Here is a 25641-nt window from a genome sequence, read left to right on the forward strand (position 1 = left end):
GTAAAAGATGTATTATTTATTTGATGATATAGTTTTTCCTCCCGTTTCAGAAGCCGATGAAGATGGTGTTCTGGCAATAGGCGGTGACTTAAATCCGGAAAGATTAAAACTGGCTTATAAAAGTGGAATTTTCCCTTGGTTTAATGACGGTGAACCTATTTTGTGGTGGTCTCCGGATCCGAGAATGGTTTTGTTTTTGGATGAATTAATTGTGTCTAAAAGCATGCGTAATATTTTGAATAGAAACCAGTTTAAAGTGACCTTTAATCAGAATTTTGAAGCTGTAATTTCAAATTGCCAAAAAATAAAACGCGATGGGCAAGACGGAACCTGGATTTCAAATGAAATGATAGAAGCGTATTGCAAACTTCATGCTCAGGGAATTGCAAAATCAGTTGAGGTTTGGCAGGATGAGGTTTTAGTAGGTGGTTTGTACGGAATTGATTTGGGTGATATTTTTTGTGGTGAAAGCATGTTCTCAAAAGTATCCAATGCTTCAAAAGTTGCCTTTATCTCTTTGGTGAATAAATTAGAAGAGGAAAATTATAAACTATTGGATTGTCAGGTTTATAATCCGCATTTAGAGAGTTTAGGATGTCGCGAAATTGATCGTGATGCATTTATATCTGTTTTAAAAAGTAAGTAAAATGAGTACAATTCATGTTGTAAAAGAAATTTATATTTATCCTATAAAAAGTTTGGCTGGAATTAGCTGTGAAAATGCTAAAGCAGAAGAAATGGGATTTGAAAATGATCGTCGTTGGATGTTGCTGGATGCAGAAAATCAAATGATAACGCAAAGAGAATATCCTATTATGAGTCAGTTTTATCCGCAAATTTTTGATGGAAAAATCAGCATTACTTTTCAGGATCAAAAACATGAATTTTCTACAGCAGAATATTTAGATACTCCATTTCAGGTAAATGTTTGGGAGGATCAAAGTGAGGTTGTTGAGGTAAATAAATCAACTTCAAAATGGTTTAGTGAGCAATTGGGTTTTGAATGTAAAATGGTTAAAATCATTAAAATTGGAGATCGTAAACATGAAAGTTCCCGACTAAAGGAAACTTTCAATGTAAGTCTTGCTGATGGTTATCCGTATTTGTTAATAGGCACGGAAAGTCTTGACTTTTTGAATAATAAATTAACGGAAAAAATTACAATCAAAAGATTTCGTCCAAACATTGTGATCAGTACTCAAAAAGAACATGAAGAAGATGGTTTTAATACTTTCAAAATTGGCGAAGTTCAATTTAAAAATGTAAAACCTTGCGGGAGATGTATCATGGTAAATAATGATCCACAAAAAGGTATCGTCAAAAAAGAACCTTTGAAAACCTTAAGCAAATATCGAAATGTAAATAATTCCGTTTTATTCGGAACTAATATTGTTAGTTTGAATTCAGGAATAATTCAAGTTGGTGACGCCATTGTTTTTTAGAAATTCAATTTTGTAAAACTCCAATTCAACGTATTAAAAAGTACCAATTCATTTTTTAGAGTTGGTAATTCTAAAATCAATTTGAGTGTTTCGTGTGCCATCATGGTTCCGATGATTCCGGGCAAAGTTCCTAAAACACCATTCAAATTACAATTTGGAACTTCTTTAGGATCTGGCATTTCAGGAAATAAATCACGCAGGTTTTTACTTCCATTATGATTAAAAACAGCAATTTGTCCTTCAAATTTCAAAATACTTCCGTAGACTAAAGGTTTTTTATATTTCACACAAGTATCGTTTACCAAATAGCGTGTGGCAAAATTATCAGAACCGTCAACAATAACATCGTATTGCTGAATAATTGTTGATGCATTTTCTAAAGTCAATTTCTCAGGTATCGCCAAAACTTCAATTAAAGGATTTAATTTTGAAACGACTTCTTTCGCAACATGAGCTTTCTCTTTCCCAATTTCATTTTCAGTATATAAAATCTGACGGTGTAGATTGTGAATTTCAATAATATCAAAATCCATAATTCCAATAAAACCAACTCCGGCCGTTGCAATATATTGTAAAATAGGGCAACCCAAACCACCGGCACCAATTACTAATACTTTGGCTTTTTTGAGTTTTTCCTGACCTTCGTCTCCAATTTCCGGAAGAATAGTTTGTCGATTGTAACGCAGAAATTCTTGTATAATGCTCATTTTTTTTAGTCTTAAAGTTTGAAAATCGAAAGTCGAAAGTCGTAAAGTGAAATCAAATTATAAAGTAAAGTTTGGGCTTTATGACTTTCGACTTTAAGACATTTGACTAAATGTTTTATCCCAGTCCTTCCACACGGGTTCATAGCCTGATTTTTTTATGATTTCTGATATTTCTTTCGCAGATCTTTCGTCGCTGATTTCAAATTGTTCCAACGATTGTGGATCAACAACATAACCACCCGGATTTGTTTTAGAACCTGCACTCATACTTGTAACTCCAATCGGAATAATGTTATTTCTGAATTTTTCGTTTTCACGAGTCGAAATGGAGATTTCGAGATCTTCATTCCATAAACGATAAGCGCAGATTAACTGTGTCAGATCTTTGTCATCCATGATAAAATTGGGTTCAATGATACCTTCTGCCGGACGAAGTCTTGGAAATGAAACCGAATATTTAGTCTGCCAATATTTCTTTTGCAGATAATCTAAATGAAGGGCGTTGAAAAAACTGTCGGTTCTCCAATCTTCCAAACCTAATAAAACCCCTAAACCAATTTTGTGAATGCCGGCTGTTCCAATTCGGTCCGGAGTTTCTAATCTATAATCAAAGTTTGATTTTTTTCCTTTGGTATGATACTTTTTATAAACTTCCTGATGATACGTTTCCTGATAGACCAAAACCGAATAAACACCAGCTTCATGCAGACATTCATAATCTTCGGTAGAAAGTGGCTGAACTTCGACAGAAATAATCGAAAATTGTTCTCTTATCAAGGCAATGGCATTCAGGAAATAATTAATATTTACGGTATAATTTGCTTCACCGGTAACCAATAAAACATGATCGAAACCAACTTTTTTTAATGCTTCGACTTCGAGTTTAATCTCAGTGTCAGTAAGTGTTTTTCGTTTGATTTTATTATCTAAGCTGAAACCGCAATACGTACAAATGTTCTGGCATTCGTTGCTTAAATACAACGGCGCATACATTTGAATGGTTTTTCCAAAACGCTTCTTGGTGATTTCATGGCATTGTTGTGCCATTTGCTCTAAATAATTTTGAGCAACAGGAGAAATCAAAACTAAAAAATCATCGAGATTGCGTTTTGTTTTTGCCAATGCACGTTCGACCTCCTGATAAGTTGTCTGGTATATTTTAGATTGAATGGAATCCCAATTGTAATTGTCAAAAACGGATTTGAATGTTTTCATTGGATTGTGTTTTTGTTTCACGCAGATTTTGCAGATTTAAGCAGATTAAAAAATGATTTTAATCTTTATAATATCTCTATTTGTGTATGTTTATACCTTATTTGCAATTCGTTTTATATCATCTAGTATGTTTAGAGTATTGAAATTAACAAGCAAACCTAATTTCTTGTTTGAGAGCCTTAAATAAGTAGAAAGCTGTTTATAATGTATTGGTGCCAATTCTTCAACAGATTTTAATTCAATTATTACTTTATCTTCTACTAACAAATCAAGTCTGAATGCGCCATCTAATATTATTCCTTCGTAAGAAATAATAATTTCAACTTGTTTTTGAACTTGTAAATCTGTTTTTGTTAATTCATAAAACAGGGCACTTTCATAAACTGATTCAAATAATCCAGGCCCTAAATTATTGTAAACTTTAAAAATTGCTCCTCGAACTAGATATGATATTTCATTTTCAGTCATTATTCTTTAATTTAAATTTAATTCAAAATTAAAGAATTTTCTTTCTTTTTTAGTTGACTTCTTATCCCATATTTTATAGTTTTCAAAATTAGAAATCATTTTTAATCTGCTTAAATCTGCAAAATCTGCGTGAAACAATCTTATTCATATAAAAATGATGTCAAAGGACTAGAAGCAACAGCATAATTTTGTTGATTAGCAATTTTAGCTTCAAAAGCTTTTCTTCCTGCAATAACAGCTTCCCTAAAAGCTTCGGCCATTAATTTTGGATTTCCGGCTACTGCAATGGCGGTATTTACCAAAACAGCATCGGCACCAATTTCCATTGCTTTTGCAGCGTCGGATGGTGCTCCGATTCCGGCATCGATAATTACAGGCACATTACTTTGTTCGATAATAATCTCTAAAAAATCAATAGTCTTTAAGCCTTTGTTACTTCCAATTGGAGAACCCAAAGGCATCACAGCCGTAGTTCCTGCATTTTCTAAGTGTTTACACAAAACAGGATCGGCATGAATGTACGGTAGCACAAAAAATCCAAGTTTTGCCAGTTCTTCCGTTGCTTTTAAAGTTTCGATTGGGTCCGGCATTAAATATTTCGGATCCGGATGAATTTCGAGTTTTACCCAATTTGTTTCAAGTGCTTCTCTGGCTAATTGAGCTGCAAAAACAGCTTCTTTTGCATTTCTGGCTCCTGAAGTATTGGGTAATAAATTAATTTTTGGATGTTTTAAATGTGACAAAATAGCGTCTGTATCCGTCTCAAGATCGATACGTTTTAAAGCTACCGTCACCAATTCACTTTCTGATGCCAGGATCGCTTCTTCCATCTGGATATTTGAACCAAATTTTCCCGTTCCCAAAAACAAACGGGAGGTAAAGGCCTTATCACCAATATTAAACAATGACGTTTGCATATAATTTTTCGTTGAGTTGTTGAATTAATTTTTCTTTTTGATCACTTTTGGTAATCATTCCGGAGACTGCTATTCCGTGAATTCCGGTTTCCATTAGTGGGTTTATATCGTTTAATGTGATTCCGCCAATGGCATAAACAGGAATCTTTATTTTACTATCTTTCATTTTCTGAAGAATAGCATAATAACCTGATAGACCTAAAATTGGGCTTAATTTTTCCTTTGTACTGGTAAATTTAAACGGCCCTAATCCGATATAATCACAGCCATTTTTTACGTGATTTTCAATATCTTCAAATGTATTGGCAGTTCCTCCAATAATTTTTGTGTTTCCTAAAATTGCTCTTGCCTCTGCAATATTCATGTCAGTTAAGCCTAGATGTACCCCGTCTGCAGCGATTTGTTGTGCCAGATATAAATTGTCATTTACAATAAAATTGGCGAGATATTCTTCGCATAAAAATTTTACCGCTTCCGCTAAAGCAAAAGTGTCTTTAGCCGTTTGATTTTTGAAACGCAGTTGTATCCAATCGCATCCGGCATCTAAGGCGTGATGAATATTATACAGTTGTTCTTCGATTGTATTTCCTTGCGAAATGTATTGCAGTTTATGGTACATAGTGATATCCGATTAAAGTTGATGTTGAACTCAGGTATTTTTCTATGTAGGTTTTGGCATTTTTACAAGCTTCTTGCAAAGTTTGATCTAATGCCAGATTTGCGGCGATTGCTGCTGATAAAACACAGCCGGAACCATGTTTTTCAAAGCATTTTTTTTCTGATGGGGCTAATTCAATAATTTCATCTTTTAAGAACAAACGATCAGTACCCATTGCTGATTCGTTATGCCCTCCTTTAAGCAAAATGTTTGTTGGAATTTCATTTTGGAGCCAAAGTTTGTTTGGAACAAAACCAGGAAATAAAATTTCAATTTCGTTGTAATTAGGCGTAATCAAATCAATTTTTGAAAGGATTTTATTGAGATTGCAATCTTCTTCGAGTTTCAAAAATTCGAATTTTGTTGTCGATTTTAAAACCGGATCCCAAACAATTTTGGTCGTTGGAGACAACAATTTTATCGTCGAAAGAATCCGGTTTAAATAATGCAGGCTTGGCATAATCCCGATTTTTACTGTTTTGATTTTATAGCTTAGAAATAGCGTTTCGATCGAACGAATTACAAAACTCAAATTGGTCCATTGAATTTCATAAAAGCCATTTTCTGTCTGAATTGTATTTGCCGTTACAACAGCAAAACCTGTAACCTGATGCTGCTCGAATGTTTTAACATCTGCCAAAACACCCGCGCCACCACAAGGATCAAATCCTGCTATACTAACTACGAATGGGCGATTTGCTGACATAATTTAAATTGTTTTACAGGATTTTCACTACACCAGATGCTTCCTAAAAGTGCGATATCATCAAAACCATTTTCAAGTGTTTTTTTAATATTTTCAGGATCAATTCCACCTAAAGCGATGACTTTTGTCCTGAAATTTGTTCTTGATTTTATAGTATCAAAAAGATCCTTTTCCGGATGATAATTTTCTTTAGAAATGCTTTTAAAAACTGGACTTAAAAAAGCATATTCAAAATCTTTTTCTAAAGAGTTAAAATCTTCTATAGAATGAGTTGACGTTGAATACCTACAAGGTTTTAAAAACCTTGCAGGAAAGTCGTGAGAATGTTTTCTGTCTTTTTCAGAAAAATGAATTCTATTAATTCCGAGGTCTTCTGCCAATTGATGATGACTGTGTAAAACCAAACTAGATCGAAATTTCACTTTTATCTGATTAATAAACTGAGCCATTTCAACCTCACAAAAATCAGGTTTCCGAATATGAAGCAAAGACAATCCTTCCTTAAACAAAGAATCAATAATGCCAATTTCGCCAGAAATTGCAGAAGGATTTGTAATCACAATCATATCTTTACTCTTTACTCTTTACTCTTGATTCTATCCTCTTGATTCTATTCTCTTTATTCTTGACTCTATTTTCTACTAAATATAAATCTCTTTCCCTTGTTCAATAAACTCTTCTGATTTCTCTTGCATTCCTTTTTCGGCGGCAGCTACATCCCTAATTTCCTGAGATATTTTCATAGAACAGAATTTTGGACCACACATCGAACAGAAATGAGCCACTTTTGCACCATCGGCAGGAAGGGTTTCATCATGGAATTCTCTCGCAGTGTCAGGATCTAACGATAAATTGAATTGATCTTCCCAACGGAATTCAAAACGTGCTTTGCTTAAAGCATTGTCGCGATATTGCGCACCCGGATGTCCTTTGGCCAGATCTGCAGCGTGAGCTGAAATTTTATACGTGATGACACCATCTTTTACATCTTTTTTGTTTGGCAAGCCAAGATGCTCTTTTGGCGTTACGTAACACAACATCGCACAGCCGTACCAACCAATCATGGCAGCTCCAATGGCAGATGTAATATGATCATAACCCGGAGCAATATCAGTAGTTAATGGTCCAAGAGTGTAAAAAGGCGCTTCGTTACAATGCTCCAATTGTTTGTCCATATTTTCTTTAATCATGTGCATTGGCACATGCCCTGGACCTTCGATAAAAACCTGAACATCATGTTTCCATGCAATTTTGGTTAATTCTCCAAGCGTTTCCAGCTCGGCGAATTGAGCAGCGTCATTGGCATCGGCAATAGAACCCGGACGTAAACCATCTCCTAAAGAAAAAGCAACATCATACTGTTTCATGATTTCGCAGATTTCTTCGAAATGCGTATATAAAAAGTTTTCTTTATGATGAAATAAACACCATTTTGCCATGATCGATCCGCCACGAGAAACGATTCCGGTAACACGATCTGCAGTTAAATGAATGTAGCGAAGTAAAACTCCGGCGTGAATTGTAAAATACGAAACGCCCTGTTCTGCCTGTTCGATTAAAGTATCGCGGAAAACTTCCCAGGTTAAATCTTCGGCAATTCCTTTGACTTTTTCCAAAGCCTGATAAATGGGAACCGTACCAATTGGAACCGGTGAATTTCGGATAATCCATTCTCTGGTTTCATGAATATTTTTTCCAGTTGATAAATCCATAATCGTGTCAGCTCCCCAACGACAAGCCCAGACTGCTTTTTCTACTTCTTCCTCAATACTCGAAGTCACGGCGCTGTTACCAATATTGGCGTTTATTTTAACCAAAAAATTACGGCCTACAATCATCGGTTCGCTTTCAGGATGGTTGATGTTGTTAGGAATGATTGCTCTTCCGCAAGCAACTTCAGATCTTACAAATTCAGGTGTAATTTTGCTTTTTGGTGTATTGGCTCCAAAACTATGTCCGGCATGCTGGCATTGCATTGCTTTGGTTTGTTCGTTTAAAAGTTCAATTCGTTGATTCTCACGAATCGCAATATATTCCATTTCTGGGGTAATGATTCCTTGCTTGGCGTAATACAACTGCGTTACGTTTGCACCTTTTTTAGCACGTTTTGGCTGATGCAAATATTCAAATCGAAGGTGATTTAGACTTTCATCTTTCAAACGGGTTTGCCCATAATCAGATGAGATTTCTTCTAGAATTTCTACATCATTTCGATCCAGGATCCAGCTTTCGCGTAAGCGTGGAAGCCCTTTTCTAATGTCAATTTCAATATTTGGATCAGTATAAGCACCTGAAGTATCGTAAATCGTTACAGGTGGGTTTTTCTCAATTCCGCCATTTGAAAGTTTGGTGTCGCTTAAAATGACTTCGCGCATCGCCACTTTTATGGGATGAATTTCACCATTGACGTATACTTTTTTAGAATTCGGAAAAGGTGTTCTGGAGATTTGTTCTTCTGTTGTCATAAGGAAAGAAGTTGTGAGTTATAAGTTATGAGTTATTGTAGAGGCGCACAGCAGTGCGTCTACGTCCTGTACGAAATTGGAATTTGGTCCCGAAGCTTCGGGATCTATTGGAATTTAACTTCTATCCTCCTTGCGTGGCAGAAATAATTAAAATTTCGTCGGTTTCGTGTACGAGATGTTGGCTCCAATTTATTTTTGGAACAACGGTGTTGTTAATGGCAACAGCAATTCCGTTTTGTTTGTTGGGAATTTCGAGATCGAGCAATGATTGAACGCTTAGCGAGTCAGCATTGAACTTTTTGATTTGTTGGTTGATTTTTAGTTCCATTCCTTTTTGAATTAGTATAGTTATACTTTAGGAATGGCTACAAAAACGCATAAAAATGCGTGCAGAAGTCATCTTACTTTTCCCTACGCTAGTATGAACTAGATCAGGTTCAGAGGGTAAAATCTCAGCCTGCTTATTTAGCAGACACCCCTAAAGTGTGAAGCAAATGTAATAAAATTTTGTTTGGTTGTTTAAAAAAGTTTCAAGTTTCAGGTTTCAAGTTATCTCTGGGAACTGAAAACTGAGACTGTTTACTGGCTTCTTTTCCAGCAATCTTCGGCGTGATCATTGACCATTCCGGTGGCTTGCATGTGTGCGTAAATTACGGTTGAGCCTACGAATTTAAAACCTCTTTTTTTTAAATCTTTGCTGATTTCATCAGAAAGTGGAGTAGTAGCCGGAGCGTCTTTTGACGTTTTGAGGTTATTTATAATTGGTTTTCCATTGATATATCTCCAGATATAATCAGAGAAACTGCCAAATTCGTCTTGTACTTTCATAAAAGCCTGCGCGTTGGAAACTGCGGCTTTTATTTTTAGTTTATTTCTGATGATTCCTGGATTTTGCATTAATTCTTCGATTTTATCTTCAGAATAATGCGCTATTTTTTTATAATCAAAATGATCAAAAGCATTTCTGAAATTCTCTCTTTTGTTTAAAATGGTAATCCAGCTTAGTCCAGCCTGAAAAGTCTCTAAAATTAAAAATTCAAATAAAGTAGGATCGTCATAAACCGGAACGCCCCATTCTTCATCATGATATTTTTTATATAAATCGCTGGAAGTGCACCAGCCACATCGAATTAAATTTTCGTTTTCCATTATTTACCAATTTGCCAATGATACCCTTTTACGCTGGGTATATAAGGGGGAATGGCCTATTAAATCATTATAGACTCTTCTATTGTATTTAATACCAATTGCTTTGCCTGACATGAACATTTTATTGGCCTGAAATCTAATTTTCATTTTACCATCTTCAAGTTCGGCATCGGATAAATAGTAATATAACATTAGTTTTTTTATAACAATATATCTTTTAATCCTTATGAGAAATATCTCCTTTCAAATATTTTTTAATCAAATGATGTCCTGCATAAATTAATGGTGTCAATAAAACGGCTATCGATAATTTAAAAGTATATCCAATCAATGCTGACGAAAGAAACGTATCGAAGTCGATTTTTCCAGGTAGCCAAAACGCTATTCCAAGTACGATAAAAGAATCAAATAATTGCGAAACGACGGTTGAGCCTGTTGTTCGTAACCATATTTTTCTTTCGCCTGTTCGTCTTTTAAAAAACCAAAATATCCATACATCAATTAATTGAGATACCATAAAAGCAATTAAACTACCGACAATAATCCACATACTTTGTCCAAAAACAGCCTGAAATTGTTCGTCATTTACGGGGCTTATTCCTTTTGCTGCCGGAATTACAATTGCCATAAATAAAATCAAAAAGGCATATGCAATTAAGCAAGCTGTTATAAAAGAGAGTTTTTTAACTCCTTTTTCTCCAAAATATTCATTTATTAAATCGGTTGTCAGGAAAACCACTGGCCATGGTAAAATACCAATACTCATTACAAACGGTCCAATCTGAATTAATTTTCCTCCAATAAGCTCTGCGACAACTGCATTTGTTATAAAAATTCCCGCCAGAATTACAAAAACAATTTCTTTTTTGGTTTTGAACATAAATACGTACTATAAAATCTGATAAATCAAAGTTAACTATTTTATGCAGAAAATTGATTTAATATTCTTCGCCAAGTGATAATTCCTCTTCTTCTTTTTCTTTTTCAAAACTTGCTCTGATATGATCTCCATTCAAAGTTTCATTGATAATAAGAGCATATGTCTTTTCTGAATCCTCTTCAATATTTATTGTTTTTATGGGAGCAGTAGTGTAGGCTAAAGGATTTATTTTTTTGTTTTCGTTTAAAAAAGCAATGGTATATAGTTGTTTTTTGACCGCCTTTGTTTCATCATTTTTTCTATGTATTTGATAAAAATAGAATGAAATTTCATGATTGTCCTTTTCTACAATTTGTTTTTTTAATAAAGTTATAGAATCCTTTTTAGACAGATTTTGAAAATTTAAAGCAGCAGATTTTGCAATCTCATCGTCTGTAAAATGAATCAGGTCTTTTTTGTTTTGATTTAGCAACAAATTGATTGTTACAAATTGAGTTTTAGGATCGTTTAAAAAACCTTCAATTTCAGTTGTATTTAGTGCGCTATGTGTAATTCCTAATCGGGCTAACTCTATGTTTAATTCCGGAATATCGAGGCTTTTTATTTTTTTCAATATTTCCTTTACGGCATTATCATCGGCATAATTATAGATTAAATTGGTGTAATTTATCAAATCTGTCAATGATTTTGATGACTCAGAATAAAAAGTTACTTCGTCTTCTTTTGCTGTAGCTTCTTGTGTCGCTTTGTTTTTTTGGTTCCAGCTTGCGACTCTTTTGTATTCGAGTTTTGTATTGGTCAGGATTATTTTTTTAAATGCTTTTAATTTTTTAACCGAAATCAATTTTTGCTCTAATAAGGAATTGCAAAAGCTAATGATTGGTTTGTTGTATTCTTTGATACTGTAATATTGAAAAATTTCTGGAAATAATTCCTTACTGTTTTCCGGATCTTTTTCAAACGTGTAAAAGAGACTTCCTATCTCATACTGTAAATCGGATATTGGTAAATCGTATTCTAATAATTCATTGATTTTTTTATAGGCTGCTTTTGATTTTTGATACGAAATACTCTTTAAGATACTGATTTGTACATCGGTTTTCGTCGATTCTTTTTTATAATAATGCTCCAGATACGGAATCACTCTTTCATCATCAATTTTGCCAATTTTTTCCAGCAATGAAGTTATAGCATCGGTTTCACTTTCTTTAAAATTAAAAGTGTTGATGAAATTGGTAATAACTTCAAAATCATTTTTTGTAATATCCAGATTGGCTATTGTGTTTAAAGCCGAATAACGAATGGTGTCTTTTTCGCTTTTTGCATCTTCTATAAAAAGTTTGACTTTATCTTCAGCTGTATCCGGTTTGATGTTCTCAACAAAATCTAATGAGTTAAAGGCTTTCTCTATAAAAGGATCGTCATTTTTGTAGTTTTTCTCAACCAGAGTATTCAGTAAATAATAAGCATTGTTTTTGTAAAGAACTTTGTATTTAATAGATTGAGTAGCGTTTGGTTTAGAAATGAGTGCATTAATTGTATAACTATTTTGTTCTTTGTTAAAAGTGGTGCTTTCAGATAAAAACTCATAATTATCTTTTTTGTCAGCAAGAATTTCATCCCACAGAGATCTTGAAAATCCTTTTTTAAGAAATAACTCCGGACTTAATAAAGAAGTTGCAGTTTCATAACTTTCATCTTCTGCTTCAAAATAATTTTGTTGAGGATCTTCATCGTATTGATTTAAAAACTCTTTTTTGAGCATGCGCTGAAGAGAATCAATAGATAATGTTCTTTCGTATTTTGGGAATTTATGATAAGCCAATTTAATTTTCCGACCCGTTTCAGAATTAAATGCCTGATACTGGTTTACAACCTTAAAAGCATTTTTTGTTTCGCGTTGGTTTTTGTTTAATTTTAAAAATAGATTTTCGTTTTCCTCTTCCGGAATTTCGATTTTATAGTTTGTGATTGAATCTATTAAAACTTTCGATTTAGATTTATAATCAAACGGAATTAATACAAATGAATTAAAAAAGCGATTGGCGTTCGCTTCTGATGCATTTACAGAGCCCAACATATAATATTTGTTTCCGGAAATAAAAGTTTTTAATTTGATATTTCGGTCACCAATTTTAGAGGATGAAACAAAAGAATTTTCAATTTTGTTATATTGAGTAGCAGTTGAATCCTGATTTTGTTGCAGATAAAATTGGTAGTGAATTTGTTTTTGCTCGTATTCAGAATTTTCAAGAAAACTAGTATCATTTAATGTTTTTTCCCTTAAAAAGTAATAGGCTTTTTCCTGATTATCATACGCCTGAATGTCAATATTAGTTCCTTTTTCGACACTGTTTCCAAAAACAAAATTAAACGAAGGAACTTCTGTTTCAAAACCGCCTTTCAGAGGTTTAATCTTTTCCCATTCGTTTTTAAAAGGTTTTATTTTAATATTTTCAAAAACTTCATTTTCGTATTGACGAACGTAATTTGCAGGTCCGGTCATCGCAATAGAGATAATTTCTAAAGGAGTGATGTAAAATTTAGAATGTTGGGCGTTTCCTGTTTTTGTAATGTTTTTTATATCATAACTAGCAAAATTAGGTTGTTCAGCATATTTTTTTTCAATTATATCCCCGGGAATTTTTTCAAAAAACAAACTATCCAATGATTTCGGATTATATGTAATAATGTTGTTTTTTAAGAAATAGTTTAACGGAATTCTCTTTATCGTGATCGCGCCTCCATTGGTGAAATCCGGCGAGCCCATACTTTCGTTTTCTTCGATAGTAGTTTTGTATAATGGCAATTGTACCATTTTATCTTTGGTTTGCGAAACAGTAAAATTGGGATTTGGAAAATAAGCTTCAATCGTTTTCTTCTGGTTTTTTCCGTTTTCACTAAAAGTATCAATTATAGGTTTTACGGTATATCCTTTTTGTCTTAAAAGTTCGATTATACCATCATTCCCTGCTAAATGCGCTGCTCCAACGGCTGAAAACAAACTTCCTGTTTTGGCAATAGAATCAATGCTTTTGGTCATGATTTTGTTGCGATTAACAATAAGGGCATCATGTGCTTTTTTTGAAAATATTAGTTTATAAACCGAGTCAAGCATAATGATATCCTTCTCTCTGTAATATTCTTTCAGAACCTCCTGAGGATTTCTGTTTTTTAAGATTTTTACTAAAGCAAGTTTGTTCTCTTCCTTTGGTTTTGCGTCTTCATCAATAATTTGTAAGATGGAAAGCATCGATTCTTTGGCGTCTTCCAAACCAACAATTTTCTTTTTGTATTTTTTTCCGGTTTGAAAAATAAACATATCTAATACAGTATCTTCCTGAAAATCTGCCTGATCTCCTTCAGCTCCGGATAACATGTTTCTGAAATATTTGGCATTGTCATTAATAAAAATGGTCTGAATATTCTCTTTTGTTGTTGGGAAGAGATAGAATTCAGTATAGAACTTTTTATAAGAATTAAAATCATTGTTCTTCATCAAATCATTCAAATCTCCCCATGTTTCAGGATTACTTTCGTTGGCCACAATATCTGAGCTTAAAAGATTTTTAAAGAACGAATCTGACAAATGAAAAGAAATCTTATCATTGACATGCATCGTACCGTACAAGTAAGAGTTTTTGGTTAAACCGTTGCCGGATATTTCCCAAAATAAACTTTTGTTTTGTGCCTGAAGGACTGAAGTTATTAGTAATGAGATGTAAAGTAGTTTTTTCAAGAGGGTCGGTTTAGTGGTTTTGCTAAACAAATATAAAATACATTGCGGTCTTTTCGTTTATGAATTTTACTTTTTCTTTGTTTTTTATCAGGGATTTTCTTAAAAACCAGAAATGGCTTTTAAGAACTTTAATGGTATAGCTAATCAATCTTTTTTAAGATAATTGAATTTGCTTTTGATTGGTAATTTTTAGGTACTTTTGAAATAAGAACAAGTTCTATTATTTAAAACAAAATTAATGAGAATGAAAAAATTAATGTCAATTTTTATCATGGGTACAACCTTTTTTGCGGCTACCGCACAAAACAATTCTGATAACCCTTTGCTTAAACCATGGACTGGCCCTTATGGGGGAGTTCCTGCTTTTAATGAGTATAAGGTATCAGATTTTAAACCGGCAATTGAATTTGCTATTCAGGAAAAATTAAATGAAGTTGATGCTATTGCCAATAATCCAAAAGCGCCAACTTTTGATAATACGATTGTAGCTTTAGAGCTTTCGGGTAAAACAATGACCAGTATTTCTACATCTTACGGAATTTACAGATCTACTTTAAGTACCCCGGAGTTTAATGCCATTGACAGAGAGATGTCTCCAAAATTTTCTGCGTTTTCAGATAAAATCAATCAAAACAAAAAGTTATTTACCAGAATAGAAACGCTTTATAATTCGAAGGAAAGTAAAAAACTGACGAGTGAGCAGCAACGTCTAATATGGTTGTATTATACTAATTTCGTTCGTCAGGGCGCTAAGCTAAATGATGCGGACAAAGAAAAAGTGACTAAGATTAATCAGGAACTGGCAACGCTTTTTACCCTTTTCAGTCAGAATTTATTAGCTGAAGAACATAATCAATATCTGGCTTTAAAAACAGAAAGTGACTTTGATGGTTTGCCATTAGAAGTAAAAAATGCTGCAATTGCAGAAGCAAAAGACAGAAAATTGGATGTTATGGGATGTATTGCCAATACGCGTTCCTCTATTGAGCCATTTTTGACTTTCTCAACCCGTAGAGACCTAAGAGAAAAAGCATTTGATATTTTTGTGAAACGTGGGGACAACGGAAACGCAAATGATAACAATTCGACACTTGTTTCTATTTTAGAATTGCGTACGCAAAAGGCTAAATTACTTGGATATCCAACTTTTGCTAATTGGAGTTTGTCTAATAAAATGGCAAAAGATCCTCAGAAGACATTAGATTTAATGATGTCAGTTTGGGAACCAGCGGTAGAAAAAGTGCATCAGGATGTAGCTGAAATGCAAAAAATTGTGGATGCAGAAGGTGGGAATTTTAAAATTCAACCTTGGGATTACCGCTTTTACGCTGAAAAAGTTAGAAAAGCAAAATACGATTTAGATCAAAATGAGGTTAAGCCTTATTTACAATTAGAAAACTTACGTGAAGGTATGTTTTGGGTTGCAGGAGAATTGTTTAACTTAAGTTTTAAACAAATTACAAATGTACCGGTATATCATCCTGATGTTCGTGTTTGGGAAGTAAGTAATAAAGTTACCGGAAAAGTAGTTGGATTATGGTATTTTGATCCTTATGCTCGTACAGGAAAACGTTCCGGAGCCTGGATGAATGCGTATCGCGATCAACAAAAGTTAGGTGGAGATGTACTTACTATTGTATCTAACAACTGTAATTTTATTAAAGGAACCGCAAACGAGCCGGTTTTAATCTCATGGACAGATGCAACAACTTTGTTTCATGAATTTGGTCACGCGCTTCACGGATTGTGTTCAAATGTTACTTATCCAAGTTTAGCAGGAACAGCTGTAGCAAGAGATTATGTTGAATTTCCTTCGCAATTGTTAGAGCACTGGTTGTCTACTCCCGAAGTATTGAACAAATTTGCTTTGCATTATAAAACAAATCAACCGTTGCCACAGTCTTTAGTTGACAGAATTAAAAAAGCGGCTAATTTTAATGAAGGATTTTCTACTGTAGAAACCATTTCAAGTTCTTTAGTTGATATGAAACTGCATTTGACAACAACACCTATCGATCCGCATAAATTTGAAAAAGAAACGTTAGATGCGCTTCATATGCCATCAGAAATTGTAATGCGTCACCGTATTCCACAATTTGGACATATTTTCTCAAGTGATGGATACGCTGCCGGATATTATAGCTATTTATGGGCAGATGTAATCAATGCAGATGCCTGGGAAGCTTTTACAGAAGGAAAAGGTCCATATGATAAAGTGGTAGCAAAAAGATTATATGATACTGTTTTTAGTGTTGGAAATACTATCGATCAGGAAAAAGCATACGAAAACTTTAGAGGAAGAGCTCCTAAATCTGATGCTTTAATGCGTGCAAGAGATTTTCCAATCGTAGCGAAGAAAAAATAAAAACATTTCAATATAAATTATAGACGACGCACTCCGGTGCGTTTTCTTTTACAATTAAAGAATAAAAAAGCCCGAATAAATTAATATTCGGGCTTTTTGGTATTGAAAAAATAATATATTAACCTAAAGTAACTCTTTTGAAACCTGTAATTTCAACGTTGAATCCTTTAACGTAATCACCAACTTTTTTACTATCGTCTTTAATGAAGTTTTGATCTAATAAAGCTTTTTCCTGATCTAAAGTAGTGTTGTCAGAAATGAAACGTTGTACTTTTCCTGGAATAATTTTATCCCAAATTTGCTCTGGTTTACCTTCAGCTTTTAATTCAGCTTTAGCATCTTCTTCAGCTTGTTTGATAACTTCTTCAGTTAATTGAGAGTAAGAAATATATTTAGGAACATTTTTTAAAGTTTTTCCTAAACGTTTTGCCTCTTCATTATCCTTTTCGATTACAGCAATACGAGCAGCAAGTTCAGATTCAACGAAAGCAGGATCAAAATCTTTGTAAGATAATGTATCAGCTCCCATAGAAGCAACTTGCATAGAAACATCCTTAGTTAAAACGTCAGCGTTAGGAATTGCAGCAGAAATTGCAGTTAATGCAGCAATTTTGTTAACGTGAACATAAGATCCAACAAAAGCACCTTCTAAAATTTCGAAACCACCGATTTCGATTTTTTCTCCGATAACTCCAGTTTGCTCGATTAATTTTTCAGCAACAGTAATTCCGTTGAAATCTGAAGCTAAAAAATCTTCTTTAGAAGAGAAGTTAATAGCTCTTTCTACTAATTCTTTAGCCAAAGTTACGAAAGCCTCATTTTTACCTACGAAATCTGTTTCGCAGTTTAAAGTGATGATAGCTCCTTTAGTTTTGTCAGCATTAACAAAAGAAACAGCAGCTCCTTCAGAAGACTCACGGTCAGAACGGTTAGCAGCAACTTTTTGTCCTTTTTCTCTAAGGACTTGTATAGCTTTATCGAAATCTCCGTCAGCCTCAACTAAAGCTTTTTTACAGTCCATCATTCCGGCACCTGTAGTTTGTCTTAATTTATTTACGTCTGCAGCAGTAATTGTTGCCATAATATTTTGAATTTTAATGTTAAAAGTAAAAATTCCATCTTTTAAATTCTAAACTCCAATTTTATTAAATTATCAACATAACGTTTTTAATTTGTGTTTGGATTTTAGAATTTAAAATTTGGAATTTAAATGTTTATTTATTCTTCAGTTGCAGGAGCAGCAGCCTCAACAGCTGGAGCAGCTTCAACAGCCGGAGCAGCAGCTTCAGTAGCTGGAGCTTCTTCTGTGAAAACTTCAGCTTCTTTGTCAGAACCTCTGTCAGAAAGACCGTCGATTACAGCAGCAGTAACTAAAGATAAAATTTTGTCAATTGATTTAGAAGCATCATCATTTGCAGGAATAACGTAATCAACCTCTCTTGGGTCAGAATTCGTATCAACCATTGCGAAAACTGGAATGTTTAATTTTTGTGCTTCTTTTATTGCGATGTGTTCAGCTTTGATATCTACTACGAACAATGCAGCTGGTAGTCTGGACATGTCAGCGATTGAACCTAAGTTTTTCTCTAATTTAGCACGTAGACGATCAACTTGCAAACGCTCTTTTTTAGATAACGTCATGAAAGTACCATCTTTCTTCATTTTATCAATAGAAGACATTTTTTTTACTGCCTTTCTGATAGTTACGAAGTTAGTTAGCATTCCACCAGGCCATCTTTCAGTGATGTAAGGCATGTTTGCAGCCTTTGCTTTTTCAGCAACGATGTCTTTAGCTTGTTTTTTGGTAGCTACGAATAAGATTTTTCTACCTGATGCAGCGATTTTTTTCAAAGCTTCATTAGCTTCTTCAATTTTTGCTGCAGTTTTATATAGATTGATAATGTGAATACCATTACGCTCCATATAAATGTAAGGAGCCATGTTCGGATCCCATTTTCTAGTCATGTGTCCAAAGTGAACACCTGCTTCTAGTAAGTCTTTTACTTCTATTTTGTTTGCCATTTTTGTACTAGTTTACGTTCTGTTGATTAGCAATGTATAAATGGCGGTTTCCCAGGCTTTATACATTTAGATGCTAAACTATTTCCTACCTCGATAGGAGAGCAACAACAACTGTGTTTTTTAATTTCAATAAATTGATGATGTCTTGTACCATATGCACAAGACAGGTAATATTAACGTTTAGAGAATTGGAATCTCTTACGAGCTTTCTTCTGACCGAATTTCTTACGTTCAACCATTCTTGGATCTCTTGTTAATAAACCTTCTGGTTTTAAGATAGCTCTGTTTTCAGCATTTACTTCACACATAACGCGTGCCAATGCCATTCTTACAGCTTCTGCCTGACCAGTTGAACCACCTCCGTAAACGTTTACTTTAACGTCAAAGTTGTTTACATTTTCTGTCATAGACATTGGTTGTAAAACTTTGTATTGTAAAGTTGCAGTTGGAAAGTAAGTTGCGAATTCTTTTTTGTTTACAGTGATTTTTCCTGTTCCTTCAGAAACATAAACACGTGCAACAGCGGTTTTTCTTCTACCGATTTTGTGAATAACTCCCATTACTTAAGATCGTTTAGGTTAACAGTTCTAGGTTTTTGAGCTCCGTGAGTATGCTCAGCACCTACAACAACATTTAGATTTCTAAAAAGTTCAGCTCCTAATTTGTTTTTAGGTAACATTCCTTTTACAGCTTTTTCTACTAATAATGCAGGGTTTTTAGATTGCAATACTTTAGCAGTTAAAGTTCTTTGTCCTCCTGGGTAACCTGTATGACGCATGTAAATTTTGTCATTCATTTTTGTACCTGTAAGGTTAATTTTTTCTGAGTTGATAACAATTACGTTATCTCCACAGTCAACGTGTGGTGTGTAACTTGGTTTGTACTTACCTCTTAAGATCATCGCAACCTTTGAAGCAAGACGACCTAAGTTATGACCCTCAGCGTCTACAACGATCCACTCTTTCGTTACAGTGGCTTTGCTAGCTGAAATTGTCTTGTAGCTTAATGCGTCCATAATATTATTTTAATTAAACATTCCATCCCCAATAAAGGGGATGCAAAAGTACAATTAATTATTTTAAAACCAAATACCTGAAAAGAATATTTTATCTGTTGAAAATCAGGCCTTCAGTTTTTTATTTAAAAGAATAAAAAAAACCACCTTCACAATTACGCGAGGGTGGTTCTGTTTTTTTGAAATATTTTTTGCTATACAATAAATATTTATTTGTGATATATACAACCTGTTGTGTTGTAAGTAGCTCATGATTAGCTTTGATCCTGCGGCTGTCCCAATTAAACTGGCAATATTATAACCGGCCTGCATGGTAACGCCTTCTCCATACATATACTGTTTGTGTGGCTGCTGGCATTGCGAGCGCCTCTTTCGGGATTCTTCTGTTATTCAGTGAAGGATCAACTTCATGAATTTTAACTTCGTTTTTCATAAGCAAGGTCTTTTAAAAGGTTAATAACATATATTAAGGTATTAACGATTTAAAGACCACCGGTTTTGAAAAACAGATGTTTTTTAAATTTATTCTAAAAAGCCTTATAATTTTAAATACTGGTAGGTGCTTTTTGTTTTATTTTAGGTAATTCTACTATATTTGTATTAATTACATAAAATTTTAATAGATGAAAGCTAAAGCAACTCTAAAACAAATTGCGAAAGAACTTGGTGTTTCTGTATCTACGGTGTCTAAGGCATTAAATGATAGCCCGGAAATTAGTGAGCAAACCAAGGTGAAGATTAAGGAGTATGCCAAACTCAAAAATTATAAGCCAAATGTTATTGGTCTGAATCTGAAGAATCGTAAAACCAAAACGATTGGTGTAATTATACCTAATATATTAAACTCCTTTTTTGCAAAGGTTTTTAGTGGTATCGAAAAAGTAGCTGATAAAAAAGGATACAATGTAATTACTTGTATTTCGAACGAATCTTTAGAGAAAGAAATTCATACGCTTGAAATGTTGAGTAACGGTACCATTGACGGATTTATTCTGTCGGTTTCTCAGGAAGCTCAGAAATTACAAGATTACAGTCATTTTTCTGCCATTATCAATGACGGAACTCCAATTGTAATGTTTGACCGAATTGCAGATGAAGTGGAATGTGACAAAGTTGTAGTTGATGATTTTGATTCGGCTTTGAATTCGACACAGCATTTAATCAATTTAGGATGTAAAAATATTGCCTTAATTTCTTCTGTAGATAATTTAAGTGTTGGGAAATTAAGAGCTGATGGATATTTGAAAGCTTTGGCAGATAATAATATTCCGGTAAACGAAAAAATTATTCTTCGTACCGATTCAGAAGATGATATGAAGAGTAAAATTGATGCCATTTTTGACAATAAAATTGACGCTATTTTTGCTTTGGATGAAAATGATTCAGTTGCCGCTTTGAGAGTGAGTCTGAAAAAAGGGTATAAAGTTCCGGAAGATATTTCAATAATTGGTTTTGCTGATGGAATTTTAGCATCAAGACGTTTATCACCAAGTTTAACAACCGTAAGTCAACACGGAATTGAAATTGGAGAAGTTGCTGCCAAAAAACTAATTGAAAGATTAGAAGAAGCTGAAGGTGAAACCTCAGATTACGAAACAATCGTAATTAAAACAAAATTGAAAGAACGAGAGTCTACAAGAAAAGCTTAAAATAAACAAAAAACCATTCGCCGCGGCGAATGGTTTTTTGTTATAATGAATAGGGGAATTTAGAATTTTTATACTTTTTCAATTTTTCAAACGGTACTAAAAAAGATTCTTCACAAGATCTGTCTACTCTGGGAAAGTAAGGCGTAAATTCGATACCTTTTTCAGTATAGTTCCACGAAATAAAATCCCAATATTCTGTATTGGTATAATCGCAGGAATCATCTCCGTCTTTTGGTTTTACGAAATGCTCAATTGAAGTGATGACAGCAAGTAAATTTGGTGCAAAATAAGTTGATCGATATTTTGAAAAGCTTGAAAAATCACTTTGTTTCTCGGTTGTTACACTTTTGTCAAAAGCAAGAATTTCATCGATTTCATAGTCTTTCCCATTATTCAAATCAATTAAATAACCATTTGTTCCAAAATCGGGATGAGCACCTCCACAGTCCCAAAATCTTGAAATTTCAAAGCCTAATAAATTTTCATTTAAAAAGTTTATGGTCGAATTTCTTTCAATTCCTTTTCCTTCGCTATATTCAAAACTAGAAGCGCAATTAAGTTGTGCTAATGTGTTTTCAATATGTATGTTTTCTAAAATAGGATTAATGAGCGCTTTGTTTTTCTCGGAGAAATTATTTCCCAATCTAAAAAAATCCGAATTACAATGTTTCTCAGAATACCAGATAAATTCTTTGTGATTGTAGAGGGTAGTTTTTTGTTTTTTGAATTCCAAAAACTTACATTTCACAAGATTTAATTTCTCATCTGCATAATATGGGTCCAGGTTTGATTTGTAATTTGAAAAATTGATCGGTTGTAATTGAACAGGAAGTTGTTTTCCATCAGTATTATACCAAGATCCTTCAAAGTGGTTATTAGCCACTTTCTTCAAATAAAATTTTTCAGTTATTACATTGTCCGGCTTAAAGAAGAAAGTATAAATGTCGTTTTTTAAAACGGCTTCTAACTTGATGTCTTTTAGCGAATTCTGATAAAAATAAGTGCCATTTAAGTTTGTTTCTTTGCCATCTTTATAAACTTCAATTTTCATGTAGATTTTACTTTTTGCCAAAGTCCCTTCCAAATAAAAGGTTTCCTGACAAAAAGTAATTGTTGAATAAAATACAAAAAACAGGAAAAAAGCTTTCTTCATTATTCGTTTATCATATAGTGGTTATGAGAAAATCTAAAATTTTTTAATGCGCCGCCAGCCAATCTGCACCCATGCCTAATTCCACATCCAAAGGAACGCTCATCATAAAGGCGTTTTCCATTTCGTGTTTAATCATCGGTTGGATTTTTTCTAATTCATCGTTATGTACATCAAACACAAGCTCATCATGAACCTGAAGCAACATTTTAGATTTCCAGTTTTCTTCTGTCAATTTTTTATGAATATTAATCATTGCAATTTTAATCACATCGGCAGCGCTTCCCTGAATTGGTGCATTTACAGCATTTCGTTCCGCAGCACTTCTCACTACAGCATTTGCCGAATTAATATCTTTTAAATAACGACGACGACCTAAAATCGTTTGCACGTATCCTTTTTCGCGCGCAAATTCAATTTGTTCATTAATATATGATCTTAATCTTGGATATGTTTTATAATAGGCTTCGATCAATGCCGAACTTTCGCTTCTTGATAATGAAGTCTGATTGCTCAATCCGAATGCAGAAACACCGTAAATAATCCCAAAGTTTACGGTTTTTGCATTACTTCTTTGTTCGCGTGAAACTTCTTCTAAAGGAACATTAAAAACTTTAGCTGCGGTCGCTTTGTGAATGTCTTCTCCATCCTGGAAAGCTTTAATCATATTTTCTTCACCACTTAAAGCGGCAATAATTCTTAATTCGATCTGAGAGTAATCGGCAGAGATTAAAGTATGATTTTCATCGCGTGCGACAAAGGCTTTACGAATCTGACGACCTCTTTCCGTTCGAATCGGAATATTTTGCAAGTTTGGATTATTCGAACTCAAACGTCCGGTTGCGGCAACAGTTTGCATATAATCCGTATGAACGCGTAATGTTTTCTTGTCGACTTGTTCCGGCAAAGCCAAAATATAAGTGCTTTGTAATTTTACCATTTGACGCCAATCCAGAATTTCTTTTATAATCGGATTGTCATTGGCTAAATACGTTAAAACATCTTCGCCGGTCGCATATTGACCGGTTTTGGTTTTCTTTTGTTTGGCACCGCCAATTTTCATTTTATCAAATAAAATATCTCCCAATTGTTTTGGTGAAGCCAAATTGAATTTCTCGCCGGCAGTTTCGTAGATTTTTTGTTCCAAAGATTTAATTTCAACTTCCATTTCAGTCGACATTTGTTTTAGAAACTCAACATCCAAACGAATACCTTCGGTTTCCATAGCGGCTAAAACGCTCACTAACGGAATCTCGATTTCATCAAATAGCTTTTTGGTTTCTGTTTTGTCTAATTCTGCAGTAAAAAGTTCTTTTAATTGAAAAGTTACATCAGCATCTTCAGCGGCATATTCCTTAATGTCTTCAAGGGCAACATCACGCATCGTAATTTGATTTTTCCCTTTTTTACCAATTAAAGTTTCAATTGATTTTGGAGAATATTTCAAATAGGTTTCCGCTAAAATATCCATATTATGACGCATATCCGGATTAATCAGATAATGCGCAATCATCGTATCAAAAAGCTTCCCTTTTACAGTAATACCATAATTAGAAAGGATTTTTAAATCGTATTTTAAATTCTGACCAATTTTTTCGATGCTTTCATTCTCGAAAAATGGTCTGAATTTTTCAATTAAAACCTGAGCTTCTTCCTGATTTTCCGGAAACGGGACGTAATATCCTTTTCCTTTTTCATATGAGAATGAAATCCCTACTAACTCCGCATTTAAAGCATCTAATCCAGTAGTTTCGGTATCAAAACAAACAGAAGTTTGTTTTTGTAAATTTTGCAAAAGTAATTTAACTCCCAAATCGCCTTCAATTGCCTGATAGGAATGTGGTGTGTTTTCTAAAGTATTGTAGAATGAAGTTCTGGCAGTTTCAGGATTTTCATCAGAACTTCCTCCACCAAATAAATCAAATTGATCCTCATTTTTAGGTTGTGGTTTTTTGTATAATTTAGCATCAGAAGCAGGAGTTGATGAAGTGGCTAATTCATTTCCTCCACCAACTTTAAATAAATTATCAAATTGTTCTGCCATTCTTCTGAATTCTAATTCCTGAAAAATAGCATCTGTTTTTTCTATATCCGGACGCGAAAGTTCATAGTCGTTTTCATTGAAAACAACATCACAATCGCAGATAATTGTAGCCAATTTTTTAGATAAAATTCCTTTGTCTTTATTGGCTTCGATATTTTCTTTCATTTTACCTTTCAGTAAATGTGTGTTTTCCAGAAGATTTTCCATCGTACCAAATTCCTTCAGGAATTTTTTGGCAGTAACTTCACCAACACCTGGTAATCCTGGGATATTATCAACAGCATCTCCCATCATTCCAAGAAAATCGATAACCTGATCCGGTCTTTCGATTTCAAATTTTGCCAAGACTTCGGGAACGCCCCAAATTTCTATTCCATTCCCCATACGGGCTGGTTTGTACATAAATATGTTTTCAGAAACTAATTGAGCAAAATCTTTATCAGGAGTTACCATAAAGACTTTGTAGTTTTCTTTTTCGGCTTGTTTTGCAATAGTTCCAATTAAATCATCAGCTTCACAACCTGCTATTTCGATAATCGGAATGTGCATGGCTCTTAATAAGTCCTGAATATAAGGAATCGCAATTTTAATCGCTTCCGGAGTAGCGTCACGATTGGCTTTGTATTCGACAAACATTTCGGTTCTTACGTGACTTCCGCCTTTATCAAAAGCTACAGCTAAATGATCTGGTTTTTCACGTTTAATAACATCCAAAAGCGAATTCATGAATCCCATGATTGCTGATGTATCCATTCCTTTAGAGTTAATTCTCGGATTTTTTATAAAGGCATAATAACCACGAAAAATTAATGCATAAGCATCGAGAAGAAAAAGACGTTTTTGAGTAGACATAAAAAAAATATTAGTCTGTAAAAATAAACAATTGGGTTCTCAAAAATTAAACTAAAAAGATTTTTTTTCCACCATATAAGTAATATAAGTTCATTTTATTATTCGAGGCTATCTTATATGCCCTGCTATATGTTAACCAAACTATTGACACACTGCTAAGCGCCATTGTTAAAATGAACTTATATTACTTATATGGTG

Annotated in this window: 24 protein-coding genes and 1 riboswitch; of the genes, 4 read left to right on the forward strand and 20 right to left on the reverse strand. The window is 33.8% G+C overall.

Going from position 1 to position 25641, the window contains the following annotated elements; genetic code table 11:
* The first annotated feature begins 7 nt into the window (after positions 1 to 7).
* Both aat and ASC72_RS10185 read left to right on the forward strand, forming a co-directional pair.
* Positions 8 to 646: a leucyl/phenylalanyl-tRNA--protein transferase gene (gene aat, locus ASC72_RS10180; protein ID WP_056190403.1), complete on the forward strand. Its 639-nt coding sequence runs from the start codon at positions 8 to 10 to the stop codon at positions 644 to 646.
* Between the two features lies 1 nt (position 647).
* The gene (locus tag ASC72_RS10185; protein ID WP_056190405.1) at positions 648 to 1442 is read left to right on the forward strand and encodes an MOSC domain-containing protein; all 795 of its coding nucleotides are present in this window, start codon (positions 648 to 650) and stop codon (positions 1440 to 1442) included.
* Here the strand turns inward: ASC72_RS10185 and ASC72_RS10190 are convergent.
* The 13 genes from ASC72_RS10190 to ASC72_RS10245 all read right to left on the reverse strand — a co-directional run bounded on the left by ASC72_RS10190 (position 1439) and on the right by ASC72_RS10245 (position 14346).
* Positions 1439 to 2149, reverse strand: coding sequence for a HesA/MoeB/ThiF family protein (locus ASC72_RS10190; protein ID WP_056190407.1), 711 nt, complete (start codon positions 2147 to 2149; stop codon positions 1439 to 1441). The two genes, ASC72_RS10185 and ASC72_RS10190, sit on opposite strands and share 4 nt — an antisense overlap.
* A 93-nt stretch (positions 2150 to 2242) precedes the next feature.
* Complete coding sequence (gene thiH / locus ASC72_RS10195) at positions 2243 to 3364, reverse strand: 2-iminoacetate synthase ThiH (protein WP_056190408.1); 1122 nt, start codon at positions 3362 to 3364, stop codon at positions 2243 to 2245.
* A gap of 90 nt (positions 3365 to 3454) precedes the next feature.
* Positions 3455 to 3832: a GxxExxY protein gene (locus ASC72_RS10200; RefSeq protein ID WP_056190410.1), complete on the reverse strand. Its 378-nt coding sequence runs from the start codon at positions 3830 to 3832 to the stop codon at positions 3455 to 3457.
* A gap of 140 nt (positions 3833 to 3972) precedes the next feature.
* A complete protein-coding gene (locus tag ASC72_RS10205) occupies positions 3973 to 4749 on the reverse strand; it encodes a thiazole synthase (RefSeq protein ID WP_056190413.1) in 777 nt (258 codons plus the stop codon).
* A complete protein-coding gene (locus ASC72_RS10210) occupies positions 4730 to 5368 on the reverse strand; it encodes a thiamine phosphate synthase (RefSeq protein WP_056190415.1) in 639 nt (212 codons plus the stop codon). The genes ASC72_RS10205 and ASC72_RS10210 overlap by 20 nt, the downstream gene beginning before the upstream one ends.
* Positions 5358 to 6113, reverse strand: a complete 756-nt coding sequence (locus ASC72_RS10215; RefSeq protein ID WP_056190418.1) for a hydroxymethylpyrimidine/phosphomethylpyrimidine kinase — start codon at positions 6111 to 6113, stop codon at positions 5358 to 5360. The genes ASC72_RS10210 and ASC72_RS10215 overlap by 11 nt, the downstream gene beginning before the upstream one ends.
* Positions 6089 to 6679: a thiamine phosphate synthase gene (locus ASC72_RS10220; RefSeq protein WP_056190420.1), complete on the reverse strand. Its 591-nt coding sequence runs from the start codon at positions 6677 to 6679 to the stop codon at positions 6089 to 6091. Before ASC72_RS10220 ends, ASC72_RS10215 begins: the two co-directional genes overlap by 25 nt.
* A 75-nt stretch (positions 6680 to 6754) precedes the next feature.
* Positions 6755 to 8578 carry a phosphomethylpyrimidine synthase ThiC gene (gene thiC, locus ASC72_RS10225; protein WP_056190422.1) on the reverse strand — a complete coding sequence of 608 codons (1824 nt, stop codon included), beginning with the start codon at positions 8576 to 8578 and terminating at the stop codon, positions 6755 to 6757.
* A 121-nt stretch (positions 8579 to 8699) separates the two neighbouring features.
* Complete coding sequence (thiS, locus tag ASC72_RS10230) at positions 8700 to 8906, reverse strand: sulfur carrier protein ThiS (RefSeq protein ID WP_056190425.1); 207 nt, start codon at positions 8904 to 8906, stop codon at positions 8700 to 8702.
* Positions 8907 to 8969: 63 nt separating this feature from the next.
* Positions 8970 to 9068, reverse strand: a riboswitch (TPP riboswitch).
* An 89-nt stretch (positions 9069 to 9157) separates the two neighbouring features.
* The gene (locus ASC72_RS10235; protein WP_056190427.1) at positions 9158 to 9727 is read right to left on the reverse strand and encodes a DNA-3-methyladenine glycosylase I; all 570 of its coding nucleotides are present in this window, start codon (positions 9725 to 9727) and stop codon (positions 9158 to 9160) included.
* A gap of 3 nt (positions 9728 to 9730) precedes the next feature.
* A complete protein-coding gene (locus ASC72_RS24010; protein ID WP_131725805.1) occupies positions 9731 to 9919 on the reverse strand; it encodes a hypothetical protein in 189 nt (62 codons plus the stop codon).
* Between the two features lie 25 nt (positions 9920 to 9944).
* Positions 9945 to 10607 carry a queuosine precursor transporter gene (locus ASC72_RS10240; protein ID WP_056190429.1) on the reverse strand — a complete coding sequence of 221 codons (663 nt, stop codon included), beginning with the start codon at positions 10605 to 10607 and terminating at the stop codon, positions 9945 to 9947.
* Between the two features lie 58 nt (positions 10608 to 10665).
* Positions 10666 to 14346 carry a TraB/GumN family protein gene (locus tag ASC72_RS10245; protein WP_056190431.1) on the reverse strand — a complete coding sequence of 1227 codons (3681 nt, stop codon included), beginning with the start codon at positions 14344 to 14346 and terminating at the stop codon, positions 10666 to 10668.
* A 244-nt stretch (positions 14347 to 14590) separates the two neighbouring features.
* Between ASC72_RS10245 and ASC72_RS10250 the strand changes: the two genes are divergently transcribed.
* The gene (locus ASC72_RS10250; RefSeq protein ID WP_056190516.1) at positions 14591 to 16711 is read left to right on the forward strand and encodes a M3 family metallopeptidase; all 2121 of its coding nucleotides are present in this window, start codon (positions 14591 to 14593) and stop codon (positions 16709 to 16711) included.
* Between the two features lie 118 nt (positions 16712 to 16829).
* Here ASC72_RS10250 and tsf read toward each other — a convergent pair whose 3' ends face one another.
* The 5 genes from tsf to ASC72_RS24085 all read right to left on the reverse strand — a co-directional run bounded on the left by tsf (position 16830) and on the right by ASC72_RS24085 (position 20181).
* Complete coding sequence (gene tsf / locus ASC72_RS10255) at positions 16830 to 17792, reverse strand: translation elongation factor Ts (protein WP_056190433.1); 963 nt, start codon at positions 17790 to 17792, stop codon at positions 16830 to 16832.
* Positions 17793 to 17929: 137 nt separating this feature from the next.
* Positions 17930 to 18733, reverse strand: a complete 804-nt coding sequence (gene rpsB, locus ASC72_RS10260; protein ID WP_026983739.1) for a 30S ribosomal protein S2 — start codon at positions 18731 to 18733, stop codon at positions 17930 to 17932.
* Between the two features lie 173 nt (positions 18734 to 18906).
* Positions 18907 to 19293 (reverse strand): 30S ribosomal protein S9, encoded by a 387-nt coding sequence (gene rpsI, locus ASC72_RS10265; protein WP_007808909.1) that lies wholly within the window; start codon positions 19291 to 19293, stop codon positions 18907 to 18909.
* Positions 19293 to 19748: a 50S ribosomal protein L13 gene (gene rplM, locus ASC72_RS10270; protein ID WP_026983738.1), complete on the reverse strand. Its 456-nt coding sequence runs from the start codon at positions 19746 to 19748 to the stop codon at positions 19293 to 19295. Before rplM ends, rpsI begins: the two co-directional genes overlap by 1 nt.
* A gap of 295 nt (positions 19749 to 20043) precedes the next feature.
* Complete coding sequence (locus tag ASC72_RS24085; protein ID WP_157849276.1) at positions 20044 to 20181, reverse strand: hypothetical protein; 138 nt, start codon at positions 20179 to 20181, stop codon at positions 20044 to 20046.
* Between the two features lie 190 nt (positions 20182 to 20371).
* On the opposite strand from ASC72_RS24085, the gene ASC72_RS10280 reads away from it, so the two are divergent.
* On the forward strand, positions 20372 to 21397 hold the full coding sequence (locus ASC72_RS10280; RefSeq protein ID WP_056190436.1) for a LacI family DNA-binding transcriptional regulator: 1026 nt from the start codon (positions 20372 to 20374) through the stop codon (positions 21395 to 21397).
* Between the two features lie 40 nt (positions 21398 to 21437).
* Here the strand turns inward: ASC72_RS10280 and ASC72_RS10285 are convergent, their stop codons facing one another.
* Both ASC72_RS10285 and polA read right to left on the reverse strand, forming a co-directional pair.
* Positions 21438 to 22448, reverse strand: a complete 1011-nt coding sequence (locus ASC72_RS10285; protein ID WP_241775674.1) for a hypothetical protein — start codon at positions 22446 to 22448, stop codon at positions 21438 to 21440.
* A gap of 145 nt (positions 22449 to 22593) precedes the next feature.
* Positions 22594 to 25443: a DNA polymerase I gene (gene polA, locus ASC72_RS10290; protein WP_056190440.1), complete on the reverse strand. Its 2850-nt coding sequence runs from the start codon at positions 25441 to 25443 to the stop codon at positions 22594 to 22596.
* Positions 25444 to 25641: the final 198 nt, after the last annotated feature.

Origin of the sequence: Flavobacterium sp. Root420, from assembly GCF_001427905.1 — a bacterium.
GTDB lineage: Bacteria > Bacteroidota > Bacteroidia > Flavobacteriales > Flavobacteriaceae > Flavobacterium.